Genomic DNA, 18,659 nt, shown 5'->3' on the forward strand with positions numbered 1-18,659 from the left:
AGGTGCGTAAAATGGTCGATTCTTCCCCCTGTGATAGATCTCCCTGCTTCATATATCCCACCCCTGTGAGTGCTGACTCGCTGTCAGACGGATGGATGAAACGAACGACGGGCTATTAGTTAATTGGTCAATACATTTCTGTAACCGCTACCTTAGCCAAGCCGTCGGAACGTTAATCAGTCCGATCGGACTGACAGTTACGCCAGCCGGATGGTCGGCTCGTAGGGAGTATCGTAGCCAGCCGAAGACGGCGCGTCTCGACCGGGGACGGTGTTCGACGCTCAACGCGAGCGCCCCTGCACTCCTACGATACTCCTCATCGGTCGTCGGTCGTCCGATCCACGGGTGCGGGTTCGGAGACGTACGGGGCACAGACGCGGCGGATCCCCTCCCGGAAGGCGATCCGGGGCTCCCAGCCGGTTTTCTCGTTGATCTTCGTGGGGTCGGCGCACGTGTCGTGAACGTAGACGCTGTCGGGAATCGGGTTCTCGACGTACTCGGGGTCGATGTCGGTTCCGAGTTCCTCGTTGAGCAGGTCGACGACCGTATTGAAGTCGTACGCCTCGCCCGTCCCGAGGTTGTACACGCCAGTGAGTTCGTGATCGGCCGCGAGTTCGAGTCCCCGGACGATGTCCGAGACGTGCGTGAAGTCGCGGGTTTGGGTGCCGTCGCCGTAGATCACGGGCGCCTCGCCGTTCGCGAGGTCGTTCGCGAACTGGGCGATCACGTTCGCGTACTGGCCCTTGTGGGCCTCGGCGCCGCCGTAGCCCTGATAGACCGAGAAGAAGCGCATCCCGGCCATCGACATGTCGTAGTGGTTCGCGAAGTACTCGGCGTAGCGCTCCCGGGCGAGTTTCGACGCCTCGTAGCCCGTGTTGACGGAGACGACCATCTCCTCGGGCGAGGGCTCGGTCCGACTGCCGTAGATCGAGGAGGTCGAGGCGTAGACGACCGTCTCGCAGCCGTCATCGCGCGCCTGTTCGACGACGTTGACGAACCCCTCGACGTTGACGCGCGCGCCCTTCGTGGGGTCGTCCTCGTGCATCCCGTACGAGGACAGCGCCGCGAGGTGAAACACCACGTCGACGTCGGTGGGGAGGTCATCCTCAAGGACGCTCGTCTCGTGGAACTCGACGGTTCGGTCGAGGTTCTCGGGCGTGCCGAGATAGCAGTCGTCGACGGCGATCACGTCGTTGTCTTCGGCGAGATAGTTGGCGAGATTCGATCCGATGAACCCGGCTCCACCCGTCACGAGAACGCGCTGGTTGCGCATACCCGACCCTATACTGTCAGCTATTAAAAAATTCCCCGCATAAGTGGGCCGAACGAGTCGTTAAATCCCGCTCTCGAAGTCCTCGAGCGCGTAGACGGTGTCGGCACCGCGCCGGTCGAGCGTCTCGTTGGCCAGCAGCCAGTAGACCACCGACAGCGCCTTGCGACCCTTGTTGTTCGTCGGGATCACGAGGTCGACGTTGCTCGTCGAGTTGTTCGAGTCACACATCGCGATGACGGGGATGCCCACGGTGATCGCCTCCGTGACGGCTTGGGCGTCGCCGATCGGGTCCGTCACCACGAGCACGTCGGGTTCGATGTAGCCGTCGTACTTGGGGTTGGTCAGCGTCCCCGGGATGAACCGGCCCGTCCGGGCGCGCGCGCCGATGGTCTCCGCGAACTTCTCGGCGGGGAACCGACCGTACTGTCGGGAGGAGGTCACCAGCACCTGCTCGGGGTCGTAGTTCGAGAGGAAGTCCGCGGCGGTGCGGATGCGCTCGTCGGTCTTGGAGACGTCGAGCACGTACAGGCCATCCGTCCGAACGCGGTGGATGAACCGCTCCATGTCCTTGGTCTTCTGCTGGGTCCCGATGTGGGCCCCCGCGCCGAGGTACTCCTCGACGGGAATGAGGAGGTCGGCCTCCTCGTCGGACATGACGTCCTCGTCGAGGGCCGGCCCCTCGTCTTCTGGTTCGGCCTCGGCCTCCTCGGCCTCGGCGCTCGGTTCGTCGGTCTCGGCCCTGACGTCCTCGTCGGGATCGATTTCGGGGTCCCCGCCCGCTTCGGGTTCGGGTTCCTCGTCGATCTCCTCCTCGGCGGCGTCGAGCCCGTCTTGGTCTGGTTCGTTGCTCATAGTGCGTCCTCCGCGATGCGGATGAGTTCGTTGAGTTTGGCGGTTCGCTCGCCGCCGGCCGCGCCCGTCTTGATGAACGGGGCGTCGGTCGCCACGGCGAGGTGTGCGATCGTCGCGTCCTCGGTCTCGCCCGAGCGATGGGAGACGACGGGATCGAGGCCGTTTCGCGTCGCGAGTTCGATCGCGTCGAAGGCGTCGGTCAGCGTCCCGATCTGGTTGGGCTTGATCAGAATCGAGTTGGCCGATCCCTGCTCGATCCCCTGCGAGAGACGCTCGGTGTTGGTGACGAACAGGTCGTCCCCACAGATCAGCGTCCGCTCGCCCACCTTCTCGGTCAGGTCGGCGAACGCCTCGAAGTCGTTCTCGTCGAGGGGGTCCTCGACGTAGACCAGGTCGTACTCGCGGACGAGATCCGCGATGTACTCGATCTGCTCCTCCGTCGAGCGGGTCCGGTCGCGGTACACGTACTCGCCGTCCTCGAACATCTCGGCGGCCGCGACGTCGAGGCCGAAGCCGATCTCGAAACCGACCTCCTGACTGACCGTCTCGGTGGCCTCGGCCACGATCTCGAAGGCCTCCTCGTCGTCGATCGACGGCGCCCACGCGCCCTCGTCGCCCTTGCCCGCGGGAATCGCGCGCTCGGCGAGAACGTCGTGGATCTCGCCGTGGACCGCGGCGTTCGCGAACACCGCGTCGGTCACGTTGGGGGCGCCGACGGGTGCGGAGAGGAACTCCTGGATGTCGGTCGCGTCGGCGGCGTGTTCGCCCCCGCCGACGACGTTTCCAAGAGGTATGGGAAAGTTCTCCCCGCGGAACGCTCCCCCGAGATGCTGGTACAGCGGCGCGCCGAGCATGTCCGCGCCGGCCTTCGCGGCGGCCATGCTGATGGCGACCGCGCTGTTGGCGCCGATCTCCGAGAAGTCGTCGGTGCCGTCGGCGGCGTGGAGCGCCGCGTCGACGCTTCGCTGGTCGCCGGCGTACACTTCGTCGACGAGGCGGGGGACCGCCCGCTCGCGGGCGGCGGCGATCGCCTCTTCGGGGGCGAGTTCGATCGCCTCGTGCTCGCCCGTGCTCGCGCCGCTCGGTGCGGCCGCACGACCGAACCCGCCGCTCTCGGTCAGCACGTCGACCTCGACGGTGCCGTTGCCCCGCGAGTCGAGGATCCGTCTGAGCCTGACGTCCGCGATCCGGGTCATGTGTCACCCCGTCGAACGGTGAAGGGGAGCACGCCCGCGTCGTACTCCTCGGCGGCGATCAGGATCGGTTCGGACTGGTCCGTCTCGATCAGCACGGGCGCGCCGTACGAGACCTGCAGCGCTCGCGCGCCGAGGATGCGTGCCTTCTCGTACCGGCTGAACTGTTGGCTCGTCATTGGTAGGGAGCCACCACGTCGACGAGGTCGGTGTGCGAGACGAGCATCCGGCGACAGCAGTGTCGCGAGACCCCCAGATCGTCGAGCACCGCCGCTGGGTCCTCGCCCTCGTCGACGCGGGCCGTGAAGGCCTCCCAGTGCTCGCCGACGACGTTACCACACGTGAAACACCGGACTGGTACCATCATGGGTGGATCACCTAGCGGTAGGACTTCTGGTAGCGCGCCCGCGCACCGGGCCCGCCCCACTTCTTCGGTTCGGACTGGCGGACGTCGTTGACCAGCAGCGAGCGGTCGAACTCCATGTAGGCGTCGCGCAGTTCGGCGTCGTTGTTGAACTCGACCAGCCCGCGGGCGATCGCGGTGCGGACGGCGTCGGCCTGTCCGTTGTAGCCGCCGCCCTGGACGTTCACGTCGATGTCGACATCGTCTCGGATCCCGTCGACGATGCGGAACGGTTCGAGCATCTTCAGGCGGGCGATCTCCGGTTCGACCAGCTCGACCGGCTGGGAGTTGATGCGAACGCGCCCCTCGCCCTCCTGGACGGTGGCGCGGGCGATGGCCGTCTTCTTCTTTCCGCTCGTGTTCGTTACCATGTGACGTTTGCCCCCAGCTTCTCGCTTACCTCGCCCAACTGGACGAACTTGATGTTCGAGAGCCGATCCAGCGACGTCCCCTCGAGGACCTCCGCGTCCCGGTCGTGGGGGTTGCCGACGTAGACGCGGACGTTCTCGAAGGCCTCGCGCCCGCGGGTGGTCTTGTACGGGACCATCCCGCGGATCGCGCGCTTCATGAGGCCGTCGGGACGTTTCGGGTAGTACGGGCCGCGATCGCTCCCGACCTCGGTCCGCTTGCGGTAGACGTCCATCACGTCGGCCTCGTTGCCGGTGATGACGGCCGACTCGGCGTTGATGACCGCCACCCGCTGGCCGTCGAGTGCGGCTTCCGCGACCTGACTCGCGACGCGACCGAGGATGCAATCGCGGGCGTCGACGACGAGGTCGGCCTCGAACTCTGCGACGCTCATGCGATCACCCCCAGAGCGTAGCTCTGGTGTACTCGCGTTCGCTCGCTCCGCTCGCTCACGCGACCACCGTCGGAACTTTGTTCCGACGTACTCTCATTCGTTTCCGTGCGTTCTCTCATGCGATCACCCTCACGTTGCTGCCGTCGGGGTTCTGTTCGATGACCTCCTCCAACTGCACGACCCGGCCATCGGCCTGTTCGATCTTCGTCTCGGCGGTCCCCGAAAAGGAGACGGCCGCGACGGTGACGTTCTTTTGCAACACACCGCTACCGAGAACCTTCCCGGGCACGACGACGGTCTCCTCTTCGGTCGCGTAGCGTTCGATGCGACCGAGGTTGACCTCGGCGTGGGTCCGGCGTGGTTTCTCGAGGCGGTCTGCGATGTCGCTCCACACGTCGGCGCCCGACTCGCGGGCGACCGACTTGCATTCGGCGATGAGACTGGTGAGCCTCGGATTGGTCTTGCTCATAGTTCCTCCTGATGATTGGAACGCGGAGAAGTCGAATCGGAGTGCAGGGAGCAGGATTTGAACCTGCGGACTCCTACGAGACAGCGCCCTGAACGCTGCGCCGTTGGCCAGACTTGGCTATCCCTGCGCGCGATCTGCTGTAGTCTCTGCCCCGTAAAACCCCTTTCGGTTACCCACCGCTGGCCAAAGCGAGCGCTCTCCGCGGAAGCGAACGCCGGGGGGTGGGTTGCGGGACACATACGATGCTATAGCGCGACGGCGTCTTCGAGTTCCCGTGCGCGGTCGCCGAGCGAGGCAGCCGCCCGGTCGACCAGTTCGTCGACCGTCATCGAGCCGTCGGTCTCGACGTGGAAGACGAACGCGCCGGGGACGTCCTCGACACGGAGTTCCTTGCCGGGATACCGCTCGGTGAGGTCGTGGCCGAACTCGCTGGTCGGAACGAGTTCGCCCTCTTCGGTCTCGATGACTCCCCGGACGATCCGGGCTTCCTCCTCGGCGAACTCGTCCGCGTCGCCCTCGACGATCACGCGCTGGAGGTGTCGGTAGCCGACCGAGACCCCGCCCTGGTGTTTGGCGTGTTCGCGTCCGACGTCCAGGACCGCGTCGGCCTCGAGTTCGAGGCGCTGACCCTCCTTGAGGTCGATGATGGGGACGTTCCCTTCGGCGGGTCCGACCTGCTCGTCCGAGCTGACGAGGTCGCCCGAGTAGGCGGTCGCGGGGCCCTCGACGTCGAGCGCGAGGGTCGCTTCCTCGCCGAGTTCGTAGTCGTCGGGCGTCGTGAGCGGGACGAGGCCCAGACGAAGCGCCAGTTGCTCGTTGAACATCACCGAGGAGTTCTCGATGAACCGCACGGTGTCGATCGCGAGCGTGGGAACGTCCGCGATCATCGCACGGCGGATGCCGTTCGCGAACGCGGGCGTCGCGCCACGGACGAGAAACCGGGCGCTCCGGTCGTCGCGTTCGACGATCTCGACGTCGAAATCCCCCTCCATGCTAGAACCCGCTGTTCTTCGGCGCGCGACAGCCGTCGTGCGGGATCGGCGTGACGTCCTCGATCCGGCCGATCTCGAGGCCCGCACGAGCGAGCGCCCGGATCGTCGCCTGTGCGCCGGGTCCGGGGTTCTGCTGGCGGTTGCCGCCGGGTCCGCGCACGCGGACGTGAACGCCCTCGATGCCGGCGTCGAGCACTTCCTGTGCGACGGTCTCGGCCATCTGCATCGCCGCATAGGGCGAGGCCTCGTCGCGGTTCTGTTTCACGACCGTCCCGCCCGAGGACTTCGCGATCGTCTCGGCGCCGGTCTGGTCGGTGATCGTGATGACCGTGTTGTTGAACGAGGCGTGGACGTGTGCGACGCCCCACTTGCTGTCTCCTGATTCGCTCATCTATTGTTCCTCCGCGCGTTCGGGGTGCAGTTCGTCCGCGAGCGGGCTGTTCTCGTCGAAGTCCACCGAGTCCTCCTCGGTGACGCTCACCTTGTACGAGGGGACCGTCACCCGGCGTCCGTCGACCGTGACGTGACCGTGTGCGATGAACTGGCGGGCCTGCTTGGGCGTGTTTCCGACGCCCTTTCGGTAGGCGACGGTCTGCAGGCGTCGTTCGAGCAGGTCGGTGACCTCGAGCGACAGAACGTCGTCGAGACCCTCCTCGCCCCCGAGGATGCCGATGCGCTGGAGGCGCGAGAGGAACTCGCCGCCCTCCTCGGCGGCGCCGTCGGTGTCGCCCTGGGTCTGGCCCAGCAGTTCGCGGGCCTCCCGGCGGAACGAGCGCAGTTCGGACTGCGCGCGCCAGAGTTCCTCCTTGTTCTTCAGGCCGTAGCGCCCGACGAGCGAGTGCTCGCTGGCGATGCGCTCGCCCTGGAAGGGGTGGTTCGGCGTCTCGTAGAACTTGGTGTTGCTACCGAGCGCCATTACTCCTCACCGCCCTCCTCGGCCTCTTCCTTGATCGCCTCGACGTTCACGCCGATGGTCCCCTCCGAGCGCCCGGTCGAACGGGTGCGCTGGCCGCGGACCTTCTGGCCGCGCTGGTGGCGCACGCCGCGATAGGCGCTGATCATCTGCAGGCGGTTGATGTCCTGTCGGCGGGTGAGTTCGAGGTCGTTGCCCGTCTCGTGGGTGATCTCGCCGCTGTAGTAGCTCCGGTGGTTCGCGAGCCACTCGGGGTTGTTCTCGGCGAAGCCCTCGACTTCCTCGACGATGGCGTCGATCTCGTCGTCGTCGAGTCGCCCGAACGTCGCGGTACGCGGAATACCGGCGTTCTGGGCGATGATTCTGGCCGCTCGGCGGCCGATACCGTTCATCTCGGAAAGCGATCGTTCGACGGATTTCGTCCCATCGAGGTCCGTCTGCCCGATGCGAACGAAGTACCGGAGGTCCTCGTCGTCCTCCGGTCCGTCCTGTTGTTCTGGGTCTTCTGCACTCATGTGTCTCTGTGCTGGGGTCTTTCCGGCCGCACCGTTGCGGTGGTGGACTACCAACTGCGACTGGTAGTGTAGCGTCGTGGCGGGGATTCGAACCCCGGAGGCTGAACGCCACAGAGTTAGCAACCCTGCGCCTTAGGCCGCTTGGCTACCACGACACTGCGGTCTGTACTGTCGCCCTCACGGACTCGGGACGTCGCGCCCCTACAGTGTATGCACCCCAACGTATCCGCGTCGGCTATTTAAGCCCACCGGATCAGTTCACCGAGATCGATCCGAGGGCCGCGTCCGCGTCCGCGAGATACCCCTCCAGTTCGCGCTCGCCGTGGGCCCACGAGATGTGCTGGCGCTTGTAGGGGTTCGGCGTGAAGAAGTGTCCCCGCTCGCGCATCCCGCGTGCGAACTCGGAGAACGCCCCCTCGTCCAGTCCGAGGACGTCCTCGTAGCGCCGTGGCTCCTCCGTGACGCCGAACTGCGGGGAGAAGACGCTGCCGTAGCCCACTACCCGCCCCTCGATCCCGCGGTCCGCGAGGAGGTCGGCGAGCCCCGCCCGGTAGCGCTCGCCGAGCGCCGAGATCTCCTCGACGACGGGCTCCTCCGAGAGCACCCGCAGCGTCTCGCGGGCCGCCGCAAGCCCGACGGGATGGCCCGAGTAGGTCCCGCTGATCACCACGCCGCTGGTGTTGTCGCCGCTGGCCTGGGCCATGAGGTCCTCGCGGCCGCAGACCGCCGCCACGGGGTAGCCGTTGCCCATCGCCTTCGCCAGACAGGTCAGATCCGGCGTCACGCCGAACTCGTGTTGAACCCCGCGAGTGGAGTGGCGAAAGCCGGTGATCACCTCGTCGAAGATCAGCGGCACGTCGTTCCCGGCCGTGACCTCTCGAAGGGTCTCGAGAAACCGCGTTTCGGGGAGCAGACAGCCCACCGAGTGGGGGATCGGCTCGCAGATCACCGCCGCGACGTCGTCGAACTCCTCGAAGGCCTCCTCGAACGCCTCGGGGTCGTTGAACGGCAGAACCTCGGTGTGTTTGACCGCCTCGGGGAGCATCCCCGCCGATTCTGGATACCGCTGGCCGACGCGCTCCCGTGGGGGATAGACGCTCACGTCGACGTAGTCGTGCCAGCCGTGATAACAGCCCTCGAACTTGATCACGCGGTCGTTGCCCGTGTACGCGCGTGCGAGTCGGATCGCGTGGTAGGTCGCCTCGGTGCCGCTGTTACAGAAGTTCACCTGCTCGGCGCTCGGGATCAGGTCGACGAGTCGTTCCGCGACCTCGACCTCCAGGGGAGTGGTCGCCGCCCCGTAGAGCACCCCCTCGGCGATCGTCTCCCTCGCCGCGGCGTCGACCTCGGGGTGGCCGTGGCCGAGCACGATCGGGCCGAACGCGAGGTGGTAGTCGGTGAACGTCTCGCCCTCGACGGTTTCGAGGGTCGCATCCCTCGCCCCCGAGAACGCGACCTCCCCGAGGTCGTACGCCTGTGCCCGAAGCCCGGTCTGTGCGCCGCCCGGGATGACCGCCCGAGCGCGCTCGACGACCGAGCGGTTCGTCACGTCGTCTTCCATATCGGGGCAACCACACAGGCCGCCCTAACGCTATCGACTCGAGCGGGACTACGGCGGCGGCCCGACGAAGGGACGGGGGTGTCGACGCCGCCTGATCACGCGCGGAAGACCGGGAAACGTCACCGTTCGTCACGGGCGGCTCGGTCGCCTGCGAGGGCCGGATCGCCCCCGCCTTCGAGAACGGGCGCGCGATCGGCCGCCGATCGGCGCAGCCGGGCGACGAGCCCCTCTAGGTGGTCGATCCCGACGACCGCGACGACCGGTCCCGGTAGCTCGCCGAGTGCCTCGGCCATGCAATCCTCGCGGATGGCGTCGCGGTGGGCGACGTGGGGCGGCGAGAACGCCGTCGCCGCCCGCGCCGTCGAGACGTGTGATCGTTCGTCCGAAGCGAGATCCTCGATATCGTCGTCCGGATCGCAGTCGTAGGTGAAGGGGCGTTCGCCCTCGACTCCCGCCCGTTGGCCGATCCCGGTGGCGGCGAGTCGACACCGAAGCGCACGCGCGCTCGCGGTTCGAACGCTCTCGTAGAGCCGTTCGAGCGTCTCCGCATCGGGATTCTCGCGCTCGATGTATCGGTAGAACGCGCGCGCGAACCCGCTTCCCGGCCCGTCGATCCCGACGACCGGCGCGGCGCTCGCGCGGATGGCGGCGCTCATCTCGCCGCCCGCGTCCGAGGAGTCGTCCGCCGCGTACGAGCGGTACAGCGGGATCGCGAGCGGCGGGAGTTCGAGCGCGAGCGTCTCGTGACTCGAATCGCGGACCACCGCCTCGACCCGCGCGACGCTCGCGGGATGGTCGTGGACGACGCCGACGAGGGTGAGATCCGGTAGCGTTCGGACGTATTCGGGGTTCGGGAGGGACGAGAGGGTGGTCGACACGGTTTCTCGAGAGGGGCCAGCCGCCCACCGGGGGTATAGTTCAGCGAACCGGGAGGTAACCCCGGCGGATCACCCGTCGGTAGGGGAGACGTCCGACGGAGGGCGTTCGAGCGCGTCGCTCCGCTACGTCGGACGCGGGTTCGGCTAGGGAAGGAGGAATCGAACGGCCCGGTTACGCGTCGACGTACTTGTCGTTCATCTCCCAGCCGCCGTCGCCGTTTCGGACCATGTACTCGCCGTAGAAGGGCACGCGGTTCTCGACGGTCTCGCGGAACGTCTCGCGGATCTCGGCCCTGGTCATCTCGCCCATCGGCCGGAGGTCGTCGTTGCGGTTGAGACAGCCCTTGAGATAGCCCTCGTGCGTGACCCGGACCCGGTGGCAGTTCGCACAGAACTCGGGGTTCTCGACGGGATCGACGATCTCGACCATCCCCTCTCCCTTGCCGTCTTCGTTTTCGATCCAGTAGCGCGCGCGGTGGTGCATCTCGCGGCGCTCGACCCTCGTCGCCTGCTCTTCGAGCCAGCCGTGGACCCGCTCGATGTCGATGTTCCATTCGGGTTTGCCCGTGAGTTCGGGCATGTACTGGATGAGCTGGAGCTGAAGCCCGTCGTTTTTGGCGACGTGTTCGACCATCTCGGGGACGTACCCCGCGGTGTGCTCGAAGACGACCATGTTGAGCTTCACCGGGTCGAGACCCGCATCCAGCGCCGCGTGGACCCCCTCGATCACCCGGTCGTACGCGCCGCTCTTGGTGATCTCGGCGAACGCCTTCGGGTCCAGCGCGTCCTGCGAGACGTTGACACGATCGAGGCCCGCCTCGACCAGTCCCTCGGCGCGACCGGGCAGGAACGTGCCGTTGGTCGTCATCGAGACCTCCATCCCCTCAGGCGTGCGCCGGATGATCTCCTCCAAATCGTCCCGGAGCATCGGCTCCCCGCCCGTGAACTTCACCTTGCCGATCCCGAACTCGGTCATGACCTCGAGAAAGCGGACGACCTCGTCGGCCGTCATCTCGTCGTCCTGTGGGTCCATCGGGCCACGCGTGTCGCCAAGCCCCTCGTTGTGACAGTACACACAGTCGAAGTTACAGCGATCGGTCAGAGAGATACGAACCCCCGTGACCTCCCGTCCGAAGTCGTCGGCGAGGACGCTCATGTCCCACAGTATCAATCGGACGGACTTAAACTGGAGGGCACGTCCGCGATCGATGTAACCGAAGTCGGTTACCAGAGGTAGGCGACCAGAAGGGTGAGAAAACAGAGCATGAACGCGGCGGCGAGCGCGCCGACGACGTTCATCGCGCCCGCGGTCGCGACGAACAGCAAGAGGAGGTAGAGGACGGTGATGCCGAACCCGAGGCCGGCGATCGGGCCGGTCCCGCCCGTGGCGCTCGGCGGAAACCCGTCGTCGAAGCGCTTCTCGGGGTCCTCCGCGCGCCACTCGCCGTCGACCCGTTCGAGGACGATCTCCTCGCCCTCGATCCCCCCGAGGCTGCTCGGGCTGTAGCCCAGGTCCTCGATCACGCGCGCGAACTTGAACCGGTCGCTCCACGGGATCGGTTTCTCGAACTCCTCGACGGCGTAGGCGTCGTGGGGAAGCCGGTACCACAGCCGGATCGTCTCGGCGTCGTGATCGACGACGGTGTCGATCCGCGCGCGCAGCCGTCGGTCGTCGATCGATCGGAGTTGGATCCGGCCGAGTTCGTCGGCGAGGGCGTCGGCGTCGGACGTCGCCGTGGCGGCCCCGTCGGCCGGCTGTGCTGTCGTCGTTCGGCCGTTCGTGTCGTGTTCGTGCGGGTCCATTGGTCTCCCCCTCCCACCGTGGGACGTCTACACACTACTTGGCCGACCGACATACGTATTGTGTCCGTTACGCGACCGTTCAGAAGCCTTATCGGCCCGAGAACGCCTACCCGGACCATGGACGAAGACGCCGTTCTCGATCGACTTCGAGCCGTCGAGGATCCGGATCTCGGCGACGACATCGTCTCGCTCGGCCTCGTCAACGAGGTCACGGTCGAACCCGACCGGGTCGCCGTCTCGCTCGCGCTGGGCGCGCCCTACTCGCCGACCGAGACGGGGATCGCGGCCGACGTCCGGGAGGCGCTCTCGGATCTCGACCGCGAGATCGACCTCTCGGCGCACGTCGACAGCGGCCTCTCGCCCGACGAACAGGTGCTCCCGAACGTCGAGAACGTCATCGCCGTTTCTTCAGGTAAGGGTGGGGTCGGCAAGTCGACCGTCGCGGTGAACCTCGCGGCGGGCCTCTCGCAACTGGGCGCGCGCGTCGGCCTGTTCGACGCCGACATCTACGGGCCGAACGTCCCGCGGATGGTCGACGCCGACCAGCGCCCGCAGGCGACCGAGGAGGAGAAGATCATCCCTCCCGAGAAGTTCGGGATGAAGCTCATGAGCATGGACTTTCTCGTGGGGAAGGACGACCCCGTGATCTGGCGGGGCCCGATGGTCCACAAGGTCCTCACGCAACTCTGGGAGGACGTCGAGTGGGGCCACCTCGATTACATGGTCGTCGACCTCCCGCCCGGAACCGGCGACGCCCAACTCACCCTGCTTCAAAGCGTCCCCGTCACGGGCGCGGTGATCGTCACCACCCCCCAGGAGGTCGCGCTCGACGACGCCAACAAGGGCCTGCGGATGTTCGGCCGCCACGACACGGTCGTGCTGGGGATCGCCGAGAACATGAGCGGGTTCGTCTGTCCGGACTGTGGCTCCGAACACGAGATCTTCGGCAAGGGCGGCGGCAAGGCGTTCGCCGCCGAGAACGAACTGCCCTATCTCGGCGGGATTCCGCTCGACCCCTCGGTTCGGACGGGCGGCGACGAGGGCAAGCCCATCGTCCTCGATTCGGACAGCGAGACGGGCGACGCCTTTCGTGTACTCACCGAGAACGTCGCCAACAACGTCGGCGTCACGAAGCGCCAGCAACAGAGCCAGAAATGAGCGACGCCGAGGAGCGCGACCCGGACCCCGAACGGGTCCGACTGCTCCGGGAGACCGCTGACGACCTCCGGGGTGAGAGCTCCGAGAGCAAGCAGTTGGCGGCGATCCTCTACCGGGTGAGCGATCTCTACGACGCCGAGGAGGAGACGGACCCGCAGGAGATCTACATCGCGGTGCGCAACATCCTGAACGTCAAGGAGCGGGGCGGGTTGGAGCGATAGTTAACGAATAGACTTTTACGAGAGAAATAATGAGAGTTTTCGACCCAGATGAAATACTCATCAATGTAATACCTGGGGGCCTCGTAGTTTTCACGTTCTTCTATTTAACTGGGGATGTTGAGTATATAACGTCTATATCTGTTCTTGCTATTGGGATATTTGTAGTAGTATCGTTTCTACTAATGGAATTACCGACGAAAATATCAAATCAACCAAGTTGGTATCCCCAATTATTTACAAGTACAGTTACTCTATCTCGTGATCCTGCCAAAGCAGAAGAAGAGTTGAACAGAGAACCCACGTTAGCGAGCAAAATGCTCGAATTCAGAGCAGTTGATCGCATTAACTTAACGAAAACCAAAAAAGAATTTTGGTCTATTGCAAAAGTAAGTATGAGTTAAATGACTCCTTCGATGATTATGTTGAATTATATCGACTCGTGATGCATTCTCTTGAACCGCTGAATGATCGTACTTGTCGAGTACAAAAATTATACGTATTCTATCGTAATTTATCTATTTCTATGGTGTTGGTCGGCGTTATGGTTCTATGGGACTTTCTATCTTTTATCTCCAGAGAATTTACATTGACCATCGGCGTTGTTGTAGTTAGTTTTCTTTTCTTGGCTTTTGTTGCTATCGTCTTTATAGGAGTCGTGATTCTCCTGTGGCGAAGATCCCGTAAGGCCGAACAGGAATTTCTCAATGAACTAATGACTGAGTTCTATGAGCAGGAATACAGAGAAAACGATGTTCCGAAAAATAGAACACTCTCGGAGTATGAGTAACCCAAACACGACTCTTATCGGGCTCTAGTGGAATCCATAAGTATGGACGCCAATCAGCTCTCGGCGAGCAATCCGTTCGGGATGGACGAGGCGTGCACGAACTGTCCCGAGCTCTGCGAAACTCGCGAGAAGATCGCCCACGGCTACGGCGACGTGGGTGCGGAGTTCCTCTTCGTGGGCGAACGACCCTCTCCGGGCGCCGACGAGACGGGGATCCCCTTCTTCGGCGACGACCGCGGCGAGGCCGTTCAGGACGTGTTGCGTGCGCTCGACTTCGCGGGTCAGGACCCGGGCGAAGAGCCGGAACTCGACAACGCCTACCTCACCCTCCTGACGCGGTGTCGCCATCCCGAGCGCCCGCCGACGGACGCGGAGATCGGAAACTGCGAACCCTACCTGAACGCCGAGATCCGGATGATCAACCCCGAGATCATCGTCCCCGTCGGCGAGCGCGCCCTGCGGGAGATCACGGCGGAGTACACGACGACGCCCGCAGAGGAGTTCGACATTGAGGAGAATCACGCGACCGAGATCAGAGGCCGGGGATTCGAGATCGTGCCGACGGTCCACCCCGCGGAGGCGACCGACGAGCAGCAGGAAGCGTTCCTCGAAGCGTTCTCGGACCTGTTCGGCCGGGACTACCGCCAGACGAAGGGGCGACAGGGTCGGTAGGGAGTCACTCCGCGTCCGCCTCGAAGGAGGCGTCGTAGCGGGCATACCAGTGGGCAAAGAGGACGAACGCGGCGAGCGCGCCGACGAACACGCCCGCGAAACCGGCGACGGGACCGGCGACCGAGACGAGCGGCCGGGCGACGGCACCGCCGACCACGTACATCAGCGTGAGGACGGCGAACCCGAGGATGAACCTGGTGACGACGTTCCGCTCGACGGGGTTCCGCGGCATACATACACTACTGTTTTCTGATACATAACGATTCGGACCGCCGGAGCGGCGGCCTCGCTTCGCGGCCAGCGGCCGCGAAGTGAACGGGGGAGGGCTGGCATTCCCGGATAGCGGTGCGCGGCCGCGCACCGCGGCCTGCTGTCCTGGCGGTCCTCGGAAATCGAAGATTTCCGGGATCTCGCGGGAACAGAGTTTCCGCGGACCTCGCGGCGACATCGTCGCCGCTCAGCGCCGAGGGATCGCTCTGCGGTCTCTCGTAGCGACATGAAAAGGGCGAGGACAGCGAGACGCTACGCGCCTCGAACCGCGGGCCCGGACTGCCAAATTCGGACGAGGGCTTTCGTTACCAGTAGGGCGTCCGCGGCTTCTCGTCCGCCCACGTCCCGAGGACGACCGCGGCGAGAACGGCGAGGACCACGACGACGAGCGTGCCGACCGCCCCCGCGTCGACGAGCGTGGTCGTCGCGAGCGTCACGAGCGCTCCGACCGCGAGGAGCGCCGTCCCGACCAGCAGGGCGGCGACCGCGAACGAGCCTGCGCGCATGGCTCGTGAGTCGTGCTACCGCGTCATAAACGATCCGTCCGGTAGCTTATGGCCTCCCGGCCCATAGCTACCTTCGATGGTTACCCGCGTTTCGGGATGGGGACGGTCGAATCACAGAGGAGCGCCATGATCCGGCGACTGATCGGCGCGGTGTTCTCGTTGTTGAGCCTCGTGCTGTTCGTCGGCCTCCTGCTCGGCTTGATCTGGTCGGCCTCGCTGATGGGGCTGGTCGACACGAGCGGGGTCGACTCGCCCGTCGTCGAGGACGTGGTCGAACCGCCCGAGTGGTTCATCGACTCGCCGTTCGTCTGGGAGGTGCCCGCACAGAGCGAGGGCGGCGAACCGCCGGAGGCGCCGCCGGGTTCGTCGCCCCCGGAGGGCGATCCGGGGACGACCTCCGCCGGGGACGTGACCTCCGACGAGGTCGAAGCCGAGATCCACTCGCAGGTCAACGAGATCCGTGCCGAACACGGCCTCTCCCAGCTAGAACACGACGACGAGATCGCGTCGGTCGCCCGAACCCACAGCCAGGACATGAACGAGCGCGACTACTTCAGCCACACCAACCCGGAGGGTGAGTCGCCCGCGGACCGCTTCGGCGACCTCTACCCGAGCGAGTGTCGCGCCGTCGGCGAGAACCTCGCGTACATCCAGACCGGTTTCGGCTCCGATGACTCCGCAGAGGAGATCGCGGAGCGGATCGTCCAGGGCTGGATGGACTCGGAGGGCCACCGCGAGAACATCCTCCGCGAGGGCTGGGACAGCGAGGGGATCGGCGTCTACATGGCCGACGGCCGGATCGACGCCACCCAGAACTTCTGTACGACGACCTGAGCCGGTATCCACGGGTTGAAGGGGATAGCGAGTCGACTCCCGACCATGACCACCGTCGCCGTCTTCGCGGACCCGCCACGCTCTGGACTCGTTCTGTCGAGACTGATCGAAACGAGCCCGATATCGACCGAGGAGGCCGCCGACCTCTACGGGGCGATGCTCTCGGACGTGTGTCTCGCCGTCGAGCGAAGCGGCGGCGAACTGCTCGTCAACTACCGGCCCGACGACCTGCTCCCCGACGAACACGCCGGCGGCGACGCCGAAGCCGAGATCCGCGACCTCCTCGACGGCGTGCTCGAGGAACCGCCGCGTGTGGAGACTCAGGTGGGGTCGACCCGCGCGGCGAGGGTCGGGAACACCGTCTCCCACCTGCTCGAAACCGAGGAGGTCGCCTCGGCCGCCGTCGTCACCCCGACCGCGCCGTTCTGTTTTCGGACCCACATCGACGGCGCGGCGATGAAGCTCAGGAACAGCCCCGTCGTCCTCGGTCCCGCCACGAGGGGACGGGTGTACTTCGCCGGGTTCACCGAACCGATCGATTTCGAGGGGGCCTACCAGCCCCCCGAGATCGAGACGCTCGCGTGGCGTGCGAGCGACGCGGGCCTCGACACCGACTTCCTCCCCGTCCTCCCGGTCGTCGAGACCGGAGCGGACCTCCGAACCGTCGTCTCGTTGATCCGGGCACGCCGCGTCGCGGAGCGGATCGTCCCGCCGCACACCACGGAATGGATCGGAGACCGAGGGCTGCGCGTCGAGGGCGACGAGCTCGTTCGAGAGGACTGAGGGGAACAGCGGAGTCGTCGGGACCTCGCGTTCGGTCGGCGGTACGGCCTACTCGACGGTGATACAGGCGTCGGCGATCACCGGACGACCCTCGAGCGTGTACGGGCCGTCCTCGTCCCCCGCAGTCGCACCGAAGTCGAACGTCCGGGTCCCGTTCGTGTCGCGGTGGAGCATCGCCCACACCCGTTGGGTCTCCGCGAGCGGTTCGTCGAGGGCCACCCCGATCCGGTCGTGGCTCCCCGCCCCGAGGAACGACGAAACCCCGCGGAGGCTCCCGAACGGATCGTCCGCCGTGCGCAGGGTCCCGTCGTGGATCGCCACGAACCCGCCCTCGGGGAGCGTCGCCCCGTCGACGATGACGTACGTCCCGTCCGACGTCTGATCGGTGACGGTCACCTCTGCCCGGTCGGTTGGCGTGGGATCCCCGCCGACGGTGACCGTCAGCCGGTAGGTCTCCTTCGCGACGAAGTCCCTCGCGGTGGTGTCGTCGTCGGGCGTGACGAGGAGGGAGTACGTCCCCGAGGCGGGTGCGATCACCGGTTCGAGGAGGTCGGTCACGACCTCACCGGTCGGCCCGTGGAGTTCGCGCTCGGTGCCCAACAGTCCGTCGGTGGTGTCGACGAACCCGTAGTCGACGGCGATCTCGTCGCCCTCCTCGGCGTCGAACGCGTACCAGTCGCGGTCGTAGCCGGCGATGACGGCCTCGATCGTCTCGCCGGGTTCGAGTCGCGTCGCGGTCTCCTGCCGTTCGTTCGGGTCGAACTCGTCGAGGACGACCGTCTCGACCGCGAGGGTGTAGGCGACGAAGCCGTGTATCTCTCCGTTGAGAGCATCGGGTCCGATCTCGCTCACCCGAACGTAGTGCGTCCCGGTCTCCTCGGCGACGTCCGCGCCGACAACCGACGGGTCCACCGACGGCGGGAGGCCGACCGTCGCGAGGAACTCGTAGTCGGTCCGATACGCGCCGCGGTTCGGGTTGTCGGTCGGAAGCGCGCCGATCTCGGCTCCCGCGGGATCGAACAGCGTCATCTCGACGTCGCGATTGAGCGCCAGGTCGCGGACGGTGAGTTCGAGTTCGATACCCTCCCCCGCGACGGCGTCGAAGGCGAACCAGTCCTCCTCGTCGCCGACGACCACGCCATCGACCTCCTCGCCGGGGGCGATCTCGGTCGCGCTCTCGCGGGTGTCGTTCGGTTCGTGGGGGTCCTCGTCGGCGACGTCGATCGTCACCGAGTAGGGGACCTCCCCGTCTACGGACGCGACCCGGACGGCGTACGTCCCCGGTTCGGATACCGTTGCACCGATGGCCGTCCGGATCGGCTCGTTCGCGGTCACCGCCGCCGAATCCAGTACGGCCCCGTCGGGGTCGTACACGCCGATCTCGGCGCGTTGCTCGGTCCACTCGCCGAACGCCGAGTCGAAGACGACGCCGAGCGTGTCCTCGGCCGCAAGCTCGATCGTGTACCACGCCTCCTCCCCGTCGGCGAGCGTGCCCTCGACCGTCGCCCCGGGTTCGACCGACTCCGACCCTTCCGGGACGTGCTCCGCCGCTCGCGCACCGCCGATAGCCCTGTACGCCCATCCGGCCGTGCCGGCACCCAGTACGAACAACCCTCCGAGTACGCTACGTCGTTTCACAACACATCTCCCTAGTAGTAAACGGCCCCTGAGGAGATCACGGTTTCCATATCTCTATAAATAATATTTTATATAATTGGATGTAATGAAGCCGGACGGCGGTACGAGCTGATCCGGAATGGAAACGAGACGGAGG

At 65.7% G+C, this 18,659-nt stretch carries 25 protein-coding genes and 2 tRNA genes; 6 read left to right on the forward strand and 21 right to left on the reverse strand.

Annotated features, from left to right (window positions below; translation table 11 throughout):
* Positions 1-316: 316 nt before the first annotated feature.
* From QRT08_RS04380 to QRT08_RS04465, 18 genes are all read right to left on the reverse strand, one after another.
* Entirely contained in the window at positions 317-1,273 is a 957-nt protein-coding gene (locus QRT08_RS04380) for an NAD-dependent epimerase/dehydratase family protein (protein ID WP_286044692.1), read from the reverse strand.
* Between the two features lie 60 nt (positions 1,274-1,333).
* Positions 1,334-2,125: a 30S ribosomal protein S2 gene (rpsB, locus tag QRT08_RS04385; protein WP_286044693.1), complete on the reverse strand. Its 792-nt coding sequence runs from the start codon at positions 2,123-2,125 to the stop codon at positions 1,334-1,336.
* Positions 2,122-3,321, reverse strand: a complete 1,200-nt coding sequence (eno, locus tag QRT08_RS04390; protein ID WP_286044695.1) for a phosphopyruvate hydratase — start codon at positions 3,319-3,321, stop codon at positions 2,122-2,124. The genes rpsB and eno overlap by 4 nt, the downstream gene beginning before the upstream one ends.
* Positions 3,318-3,497 carry a DNA-directed RNA polymerase subunit K gene (locus QRT08_RS04395; RefSeq protein ID WP_286044696.1) on the reverse strand — a complete coding sequence of 60 codons (180 nt, stop codon included), beginning with the start codon at positions 3,495-3,497 and terminating at the stop codon, positions 3,318-3,320. Before QRT08_RS04395 ends, eno begins: the two co-directional genes overlap by 4 nt.
* A complete protein-coding gene (locus QRT08_RS04400) occupies positions 3,494-3,685 on the reverse strand; it encodes a DNA-directed RNA polymerase subunit N (RefSeq protein ID WP_286044697.1) in 192 nt (63 codons plus the stop codon). The genes QRT08_RS04395 and QRT08_RS04400 overlap by 4 nt, the downstream gene beginning before the upstream one ends.
* A gap of 11 nt (positions 3,686-3,696) precedes the next feature.
* On the reverse strand, positions 3,697-4,092 hold the full coding sequence (locus QRT08_RS04405) for a 30S ribosomal protein S9 (protein ID WP_286044698.1): 396 nt from the start codon (positions 4,090-4,092) through the stop codon (positions 3,697-3,699).
* Positions 4,086-4,523, reverse strand: a complete 438-nt coding sequence (locus QRT08_RS04410; protein WP_286044699.1) for a 50S ribosomal protein L13 — start codon at positions 4,521-4,523, stop codon at positions 4,086-4,088. The genes QRT08_RS04405 and QRT08_RS04410 overlap by 7 nt, the downstream gene beginning before the upstream one ends.
* Positions 4,524-4,638: 115 nt before the next feature.
* Entirely contained in the window at positions 4,639-4,992 is a 354-nt protein-coding gene (locus QRT08_RS04415) for a 50S ribosomal protein L18e (protein WP_286044700.1), read from the reverse strand.
* Between the two features lie 42 nt (positions 4,993-5,034).
* Positions 5,035-5,119: transfer RNA gene (locus QRT08_RS04420), tRNA-Leu, on the reverse strand.
* Between the two features lie 118 nt (positions 5,120-5,237).
* Positions 5,238-5,984 carry a DNA-directed RNA polymerase subunit D gene (locus tag QRT08_RS04425; protein ID WP_286044701.1) on the reverse strand — a complete coding sequence of 249 codons (747 nt, stop codon included), beginning with the start codon at positions 5,982-5,984 and terminating at the stop codon, positions 5,238-5,240.
* A gap of 1 nt (position 5,985) precedes the next feature.
* Positions 5,986-6,375: a 30S ribosomal protein S11 gene (locus QRT08_RS04430; RefSeq protein WP_008417422.1), complete on the reverse strand. Its 390-nt coding sequence runs from the start codon at positions 6,373-6,375 to the stop codon at positions 5,986-5,988.
* Entirely contained in the window at positions 6,376-6,900 is a 525-nt protein-coding gene (locus tag QRT08_RS04435; RefSeq protein WP_286044702.1) for a 30S ribosomal protein S4, read from the reverse strand.
* Positions 6,900-7,412: a 30S ribosomal protein S13 gene (locus tag QRT08_RS04440; protein ID WP_286044703.1), complete on the reverse strand. Its 513-nt coding sequence runs from the start codon at positions 7,410-7,412 to the stop codon at positions 6,900-6,902. Before QRT08_RS04440 ends, QRT08_RS04435 begins: the two co-directional genes overlap by 1 nt.
* Before the next feature lie 72 nt (positions 7,413-7,484).
* A tRNA-Ser gene (locus tag QRT08_RS04445) sits at positions 7,485-7,567 on the reverse strand.
* A gap of 98 nt (positions 7,568-7,665) precedes the next feature.
* Positions 7,666-8,973: an aspartate aminotransferase family protein gene (locus QRT08_RS04450; protein WP_286044704.1), complete on the reverse strand. Its 1,308-nt coding sequence runs from the start codon at positions 8,971-8,973 to the stop codon at positions 7,666-7,668.
* A gap of 119 nt (positions 8,974-9,092) precedes the next feature.
* Entirely contained in the window at positions 9,093-9,851 is a 759-nt protein-coding gene (locus QRT08_RS04455) for a hypothetical protein (RefSeq protein ID WP_286044705.1), read from the reverse strand.
* Between the two features lie 172 nt (positions 9,852-10,023).
* A complete protein-coding gene (gene moaA / locus QRT08_RS04460; protein ID WP_286044706.1) occupies positions 10,024-11,007 on the reverse strand; it encodes a GTP 3',8-cyclase MoaA in 984 nt (327 codons plus the stop codon).
* A gap of 68 nt (positions 11,008-11,075) precedes the next feature.
* Positions 11,076-11,654 (reverse strand): hypothetical protein, encoded by a 579-nt coding sequence (locus tag QRT08_RS04465; RefSeq protein ID WP_286044707.1) that lies wholly within the window; start codon positions 11,652-11,654, stop codon positions 11,076-11,078.
* A 117-nt stretch (positions 11,655-11,771) separates the two neighbouring features.
* Between QRT08_RS04465 and QRT08_RS04470 the strand changes: the two genes are divergently transcribed.
* From QRT08_RS04470 to QRT08_RS04485, 4 genes are all read left to right on the forward strand, one after another.
* Entirely contained in the window at positions 11,772-12,812 is a 1,041-nt protein-coding gene (locus QRT08_RS04470; protein ID WP_286044708.1) for an Mrp/NBP35 family ATP-binding protein, read from the forward strand.
* Entirely contained in the window at positions 12,809-13,033 is a 225-nt protein-coding gene (locus QRT08_RS04475) for a DUF7976 family protein (protein ID WP_286044709.1), read from the forward strand. Before QRT08_RS04470 ends, QRT08_RS04475 begins: the two co-directional genes overlap by 4 nt.
* Before the next feature lie 29 nt (positions 13,034-13,062).
* A complete protein-coding gene (locus QRT08_RS04480; protein ID WP_286044710.1) occupies positions 13,063-13,434 on the forward strand; it encodes a hypothetical protein in 372 nt (123 codons plus the stop codon).
* A gap of 428 nt (positions 13,435-13,862) precedes the next feature.
* Positions 13,863-14,492, forward strand: a complete 630-nt coding sequence (locus QRT08_RS04485; RefSeq protein ID WP_286044711.1) for a uracil-DNA glycosylase — start codon at positions 13,863-13,865, stop codon at positions 14,490-14,492.
* Positions 14,493-14,496: 4 nt separating this feature from the next.
* On the opposite strand, the gene QRT08_RS04490 is transcribed toward QRT08_RS04485, so the two are convergent.
* Together QRT08_RS04490 and QRT08_RS04495 are read right to left on the reverse strand one after the other, a co-directional pair.
* On the reverse strand, positions 14,497-14,724 hold the full coding sequence (locus QRT08_RS04490; RefSeq protein WP_286044712.1) for a hypothetical protein: 228 nt from the start codon (positions 14,722-14,724) through the stop codon (positions 14,497-14,499).
* A 343-nt stretch (positions 14,725-15,067) separates the two neighbouring features.
* Complete coding sequence (locus tag QRT08_RS04495; protein WP_286044713.1) at positions 15,068-15,268, reverse strand: hypothetical protein; 201 nt, start codon at positions 15,266-15,268, stop codon at positions 15,068-15,070.
* Between the two features lie 126 nt (positions 15,269-15,394).
* On the opposite strand from QRT08_RS04495, the gene QRT08_RS04500 reads away from it, so the two are divergent.
* Together QRT08_RS04500 and QRT08_RS04505 are read left to right on the forward strand one after the other, a co-directional pair.
* Entirely contained in the window at positions 15,395-16,102 is a 708-nt protein-coding gene (locus tag QRT08_RS04500) for a CAP domain-containing protein (RefSeq protein WP_286044714.1), read from the forward strand.
* Positions 16,103-16,147: 45 nt separating this feature from the next.
* Positions 16,148-16,885 carry a hypothetical protein gene (locus QRT08_RS04505; protein WP_286044715.1) on the forward strand — a complete coding sequence of 246 codons (738 nt, stop codon included), beginning with the start codon at positions 16,148-16,150 and terminating at the stop codon, positions 16,883-16,885.
* A gap of 48 nt (positions 16,886-16,933) precedes the next feature.
* On the opposite strand, the gene QRT08_RS04510 is transcribed toward QRT08_RS04505, so the two are convergent.
* Positions 16,934-18,523: a DUF7282 domain-containing protein gene (locus QRT08_RS04510; RefSeq protein WP_286044716.1), complete on the reverse strand. Its 1,590-nt coding sequence runs from the start codon at positions 18,521-18,523 to the stop codon at positions 16,934-16,936.
* Positions 18,524-18,659: the final 136 nt, after the last annotated feature.

Source organism: Halalkalicoccus sp. NIPERK01 (assembly GCF_030287405.1).
Lineage (GTDB): Archaea > Halobacteriota > Halobacteria > Halobacteriales > Halalkalicoccaceae > Halalkalicoccus.

What these genes read in the sequence shown, in the direction of transcription:
- QRT08_RS04395 (WP_286044696.1), bottom strand. Translation starts at nt 3,497, where the DNA reads ATGACGAGCCAACAGTTCAGCCGGTACGAGAAGGCACGCATCCTCGGC.
- QRT08_RS04465 (WP_286044707.1), bottom strand. Translation starts at nt 11,654, where the DNA reads ATGGACCCGCACGAACACGACACGAACGGCCGAACGACGACAGCACAG.
- moaA (WP_286044706.1), bottom strand. Translation starts at nt 11,007, where the DNA reads ATGAGCGTCCTCGCCGACGACTTCGGACGGGAGGTCACGGGGGTTCGT.
- rpsB (WP_286044693.1), bottom strand. Translation starts at nt 2,125, where the DNA reads ATGAGCAACGAACCAGACCAAGACGGGCTCGACGCCGCCGAGGAGGAG.
- QRT08_RS04435 (WP_286044702.1), bottom strand. Translation starts at nt 6,900, where the DNA reads ATGGCGCTCGGTAGCAACACCAAGTTCTACGAGACGCCGAACCACCCC.
- QRT08_RS04500 (WP_286044714.1), top strand. Translation starts at nt 15,395, where the DNA reads ATGATCCGGCGACTGATCGGCGCGGTGTTCTCGTTGTTGAGCCTCGTG.
- QRT08_RS04475 (WP_286044709.1), top strand. Translation starts at nt 12,809, where the DNA reads ATGAGCGACGCCGAGGAGCGCGACCCGGACCCCGAACGGGTCCGACTG.
- eno (WP_286044695.1), bottom strand. Translation starts at nt 3,321, where the DNA reads ATGACCCGGATCGCGGACGTCAGGCTCAGACGGATCCTCGACTCGCGG.
- QRT08_RS04490 (WP_286044712.1), bottom strand. Translation starts at nt 14,724, where the DNA reads ATGCCGCGGAACCCCGTCGAGCGGAACGTCGTCACCAGGTTCATCCTC.
- QRT08_RS04380 (WP_286044692.1), bottom strand. Translation starts at nt 1,273, where the DNA reads ATGCGCAACCAGCGCGTTCTCGTGACGGGTGGAGCCGGGTTCATCGGA.
- QRT08_RS04400 (WP_286044697.1), bottom strand. Translation starts at nt 3,685, where the DNA reads ATGATGGTACCAGTCCGGTGTTTCACGTGTGGTAACGTCGTCGGCGAG.
- QRT08_RS04495 (WP_286044713.1), bottom strand. Translation starts at nt 15,268, where the DNA reads ATGCGCGCAGGCTCGTTCGCGGTCGCCGCCCTGCTGGTCGGGACGGCG.
- QRT08_RS04425 (WP_286044701.1), bottom strand. Translation starts at nt 5,984, where the DNA reads ATGGAGGGGGATTTCGACGTCGAGATCGTCGAACGCGACGACCGGAGC.
- QRT08_RS04480 (WP_286044710.1), top strand. Translation starts at nt 13,063, where the DNA reads ATGAGAGTTTTCGACCCAGATGAAATACTCATCAATGTAATACCTGGG.
- QRT08_RS04470 (WP_286044708.1), top strand. Translation starts at nt 11,772, where the DNA reads ATGGACGAAGACGCCGTTCTCGATCGACTTCGAGCCGTCGAGGATCCG.
- QRT08_RS04430 (WP_008417422.1), bottom strand. Translation starts at nt 6,375, where the DNA reads ATGAGCGAATCAGGAGACAGCAAGTGGGGCGTCGCACACGTCCACGCC.
- QRT08_RS04505 (WP_286044715.1), top strand. Translation starts at nt 16,148, where the DNA reads ATGACCACCGTCGCCGTCTTCGCGGACCCGCCACGCTCTGGACTCGTT.
- QRT08_RS04405 (WP_286044698.1), bottom strand. Translation starts at nt 4,092, where the DNA reads ATGGTAACGAACACGAGCGGAAAGAAGAAGACGGCCATCGCCCGCGCC.
- QRT08_RS04485 (WP_286044711.1), top strand. Translation starts at nt 13,863, where the DNA reads ATGGACGCCAATCAGCTCTCGGCGAGCAATCCGTTCGGGATGGACGAG.
- QRT08_RS04440 (WP_286044703.1), bottom strand. Translation starts at nt 7,412, where the DNA reads ATGAGTGCAGAAGACCCAGAACAACAGGACGGACCGGAGGACGACGAG.
- QRT08_RS04415 (WP_286044700.1), bottom strand. Translation starts at nt 4,992, where the DNA reads ATGAGCAAGACCAATCCGAGGCTCACCAGTCTCATCGCCGAATGCAAG.
- QRT08_RS04450 (WP_286044704.1), bottom strand. Translation starts at nt 8,973, where the DNA reads ATGGAAGACGACGTGACGAACCGCTCGGTCGTCGAGCGCGCTCGGGCG.
- QRT08_RS04410 (WP_286044699.1), bottom strand. Translation starts at nt 4,523, where the DNA reads ATGAGCGTCGCAGAGTTCGAGGCCGACCTCGTCGTCGACGCCCGCGAT.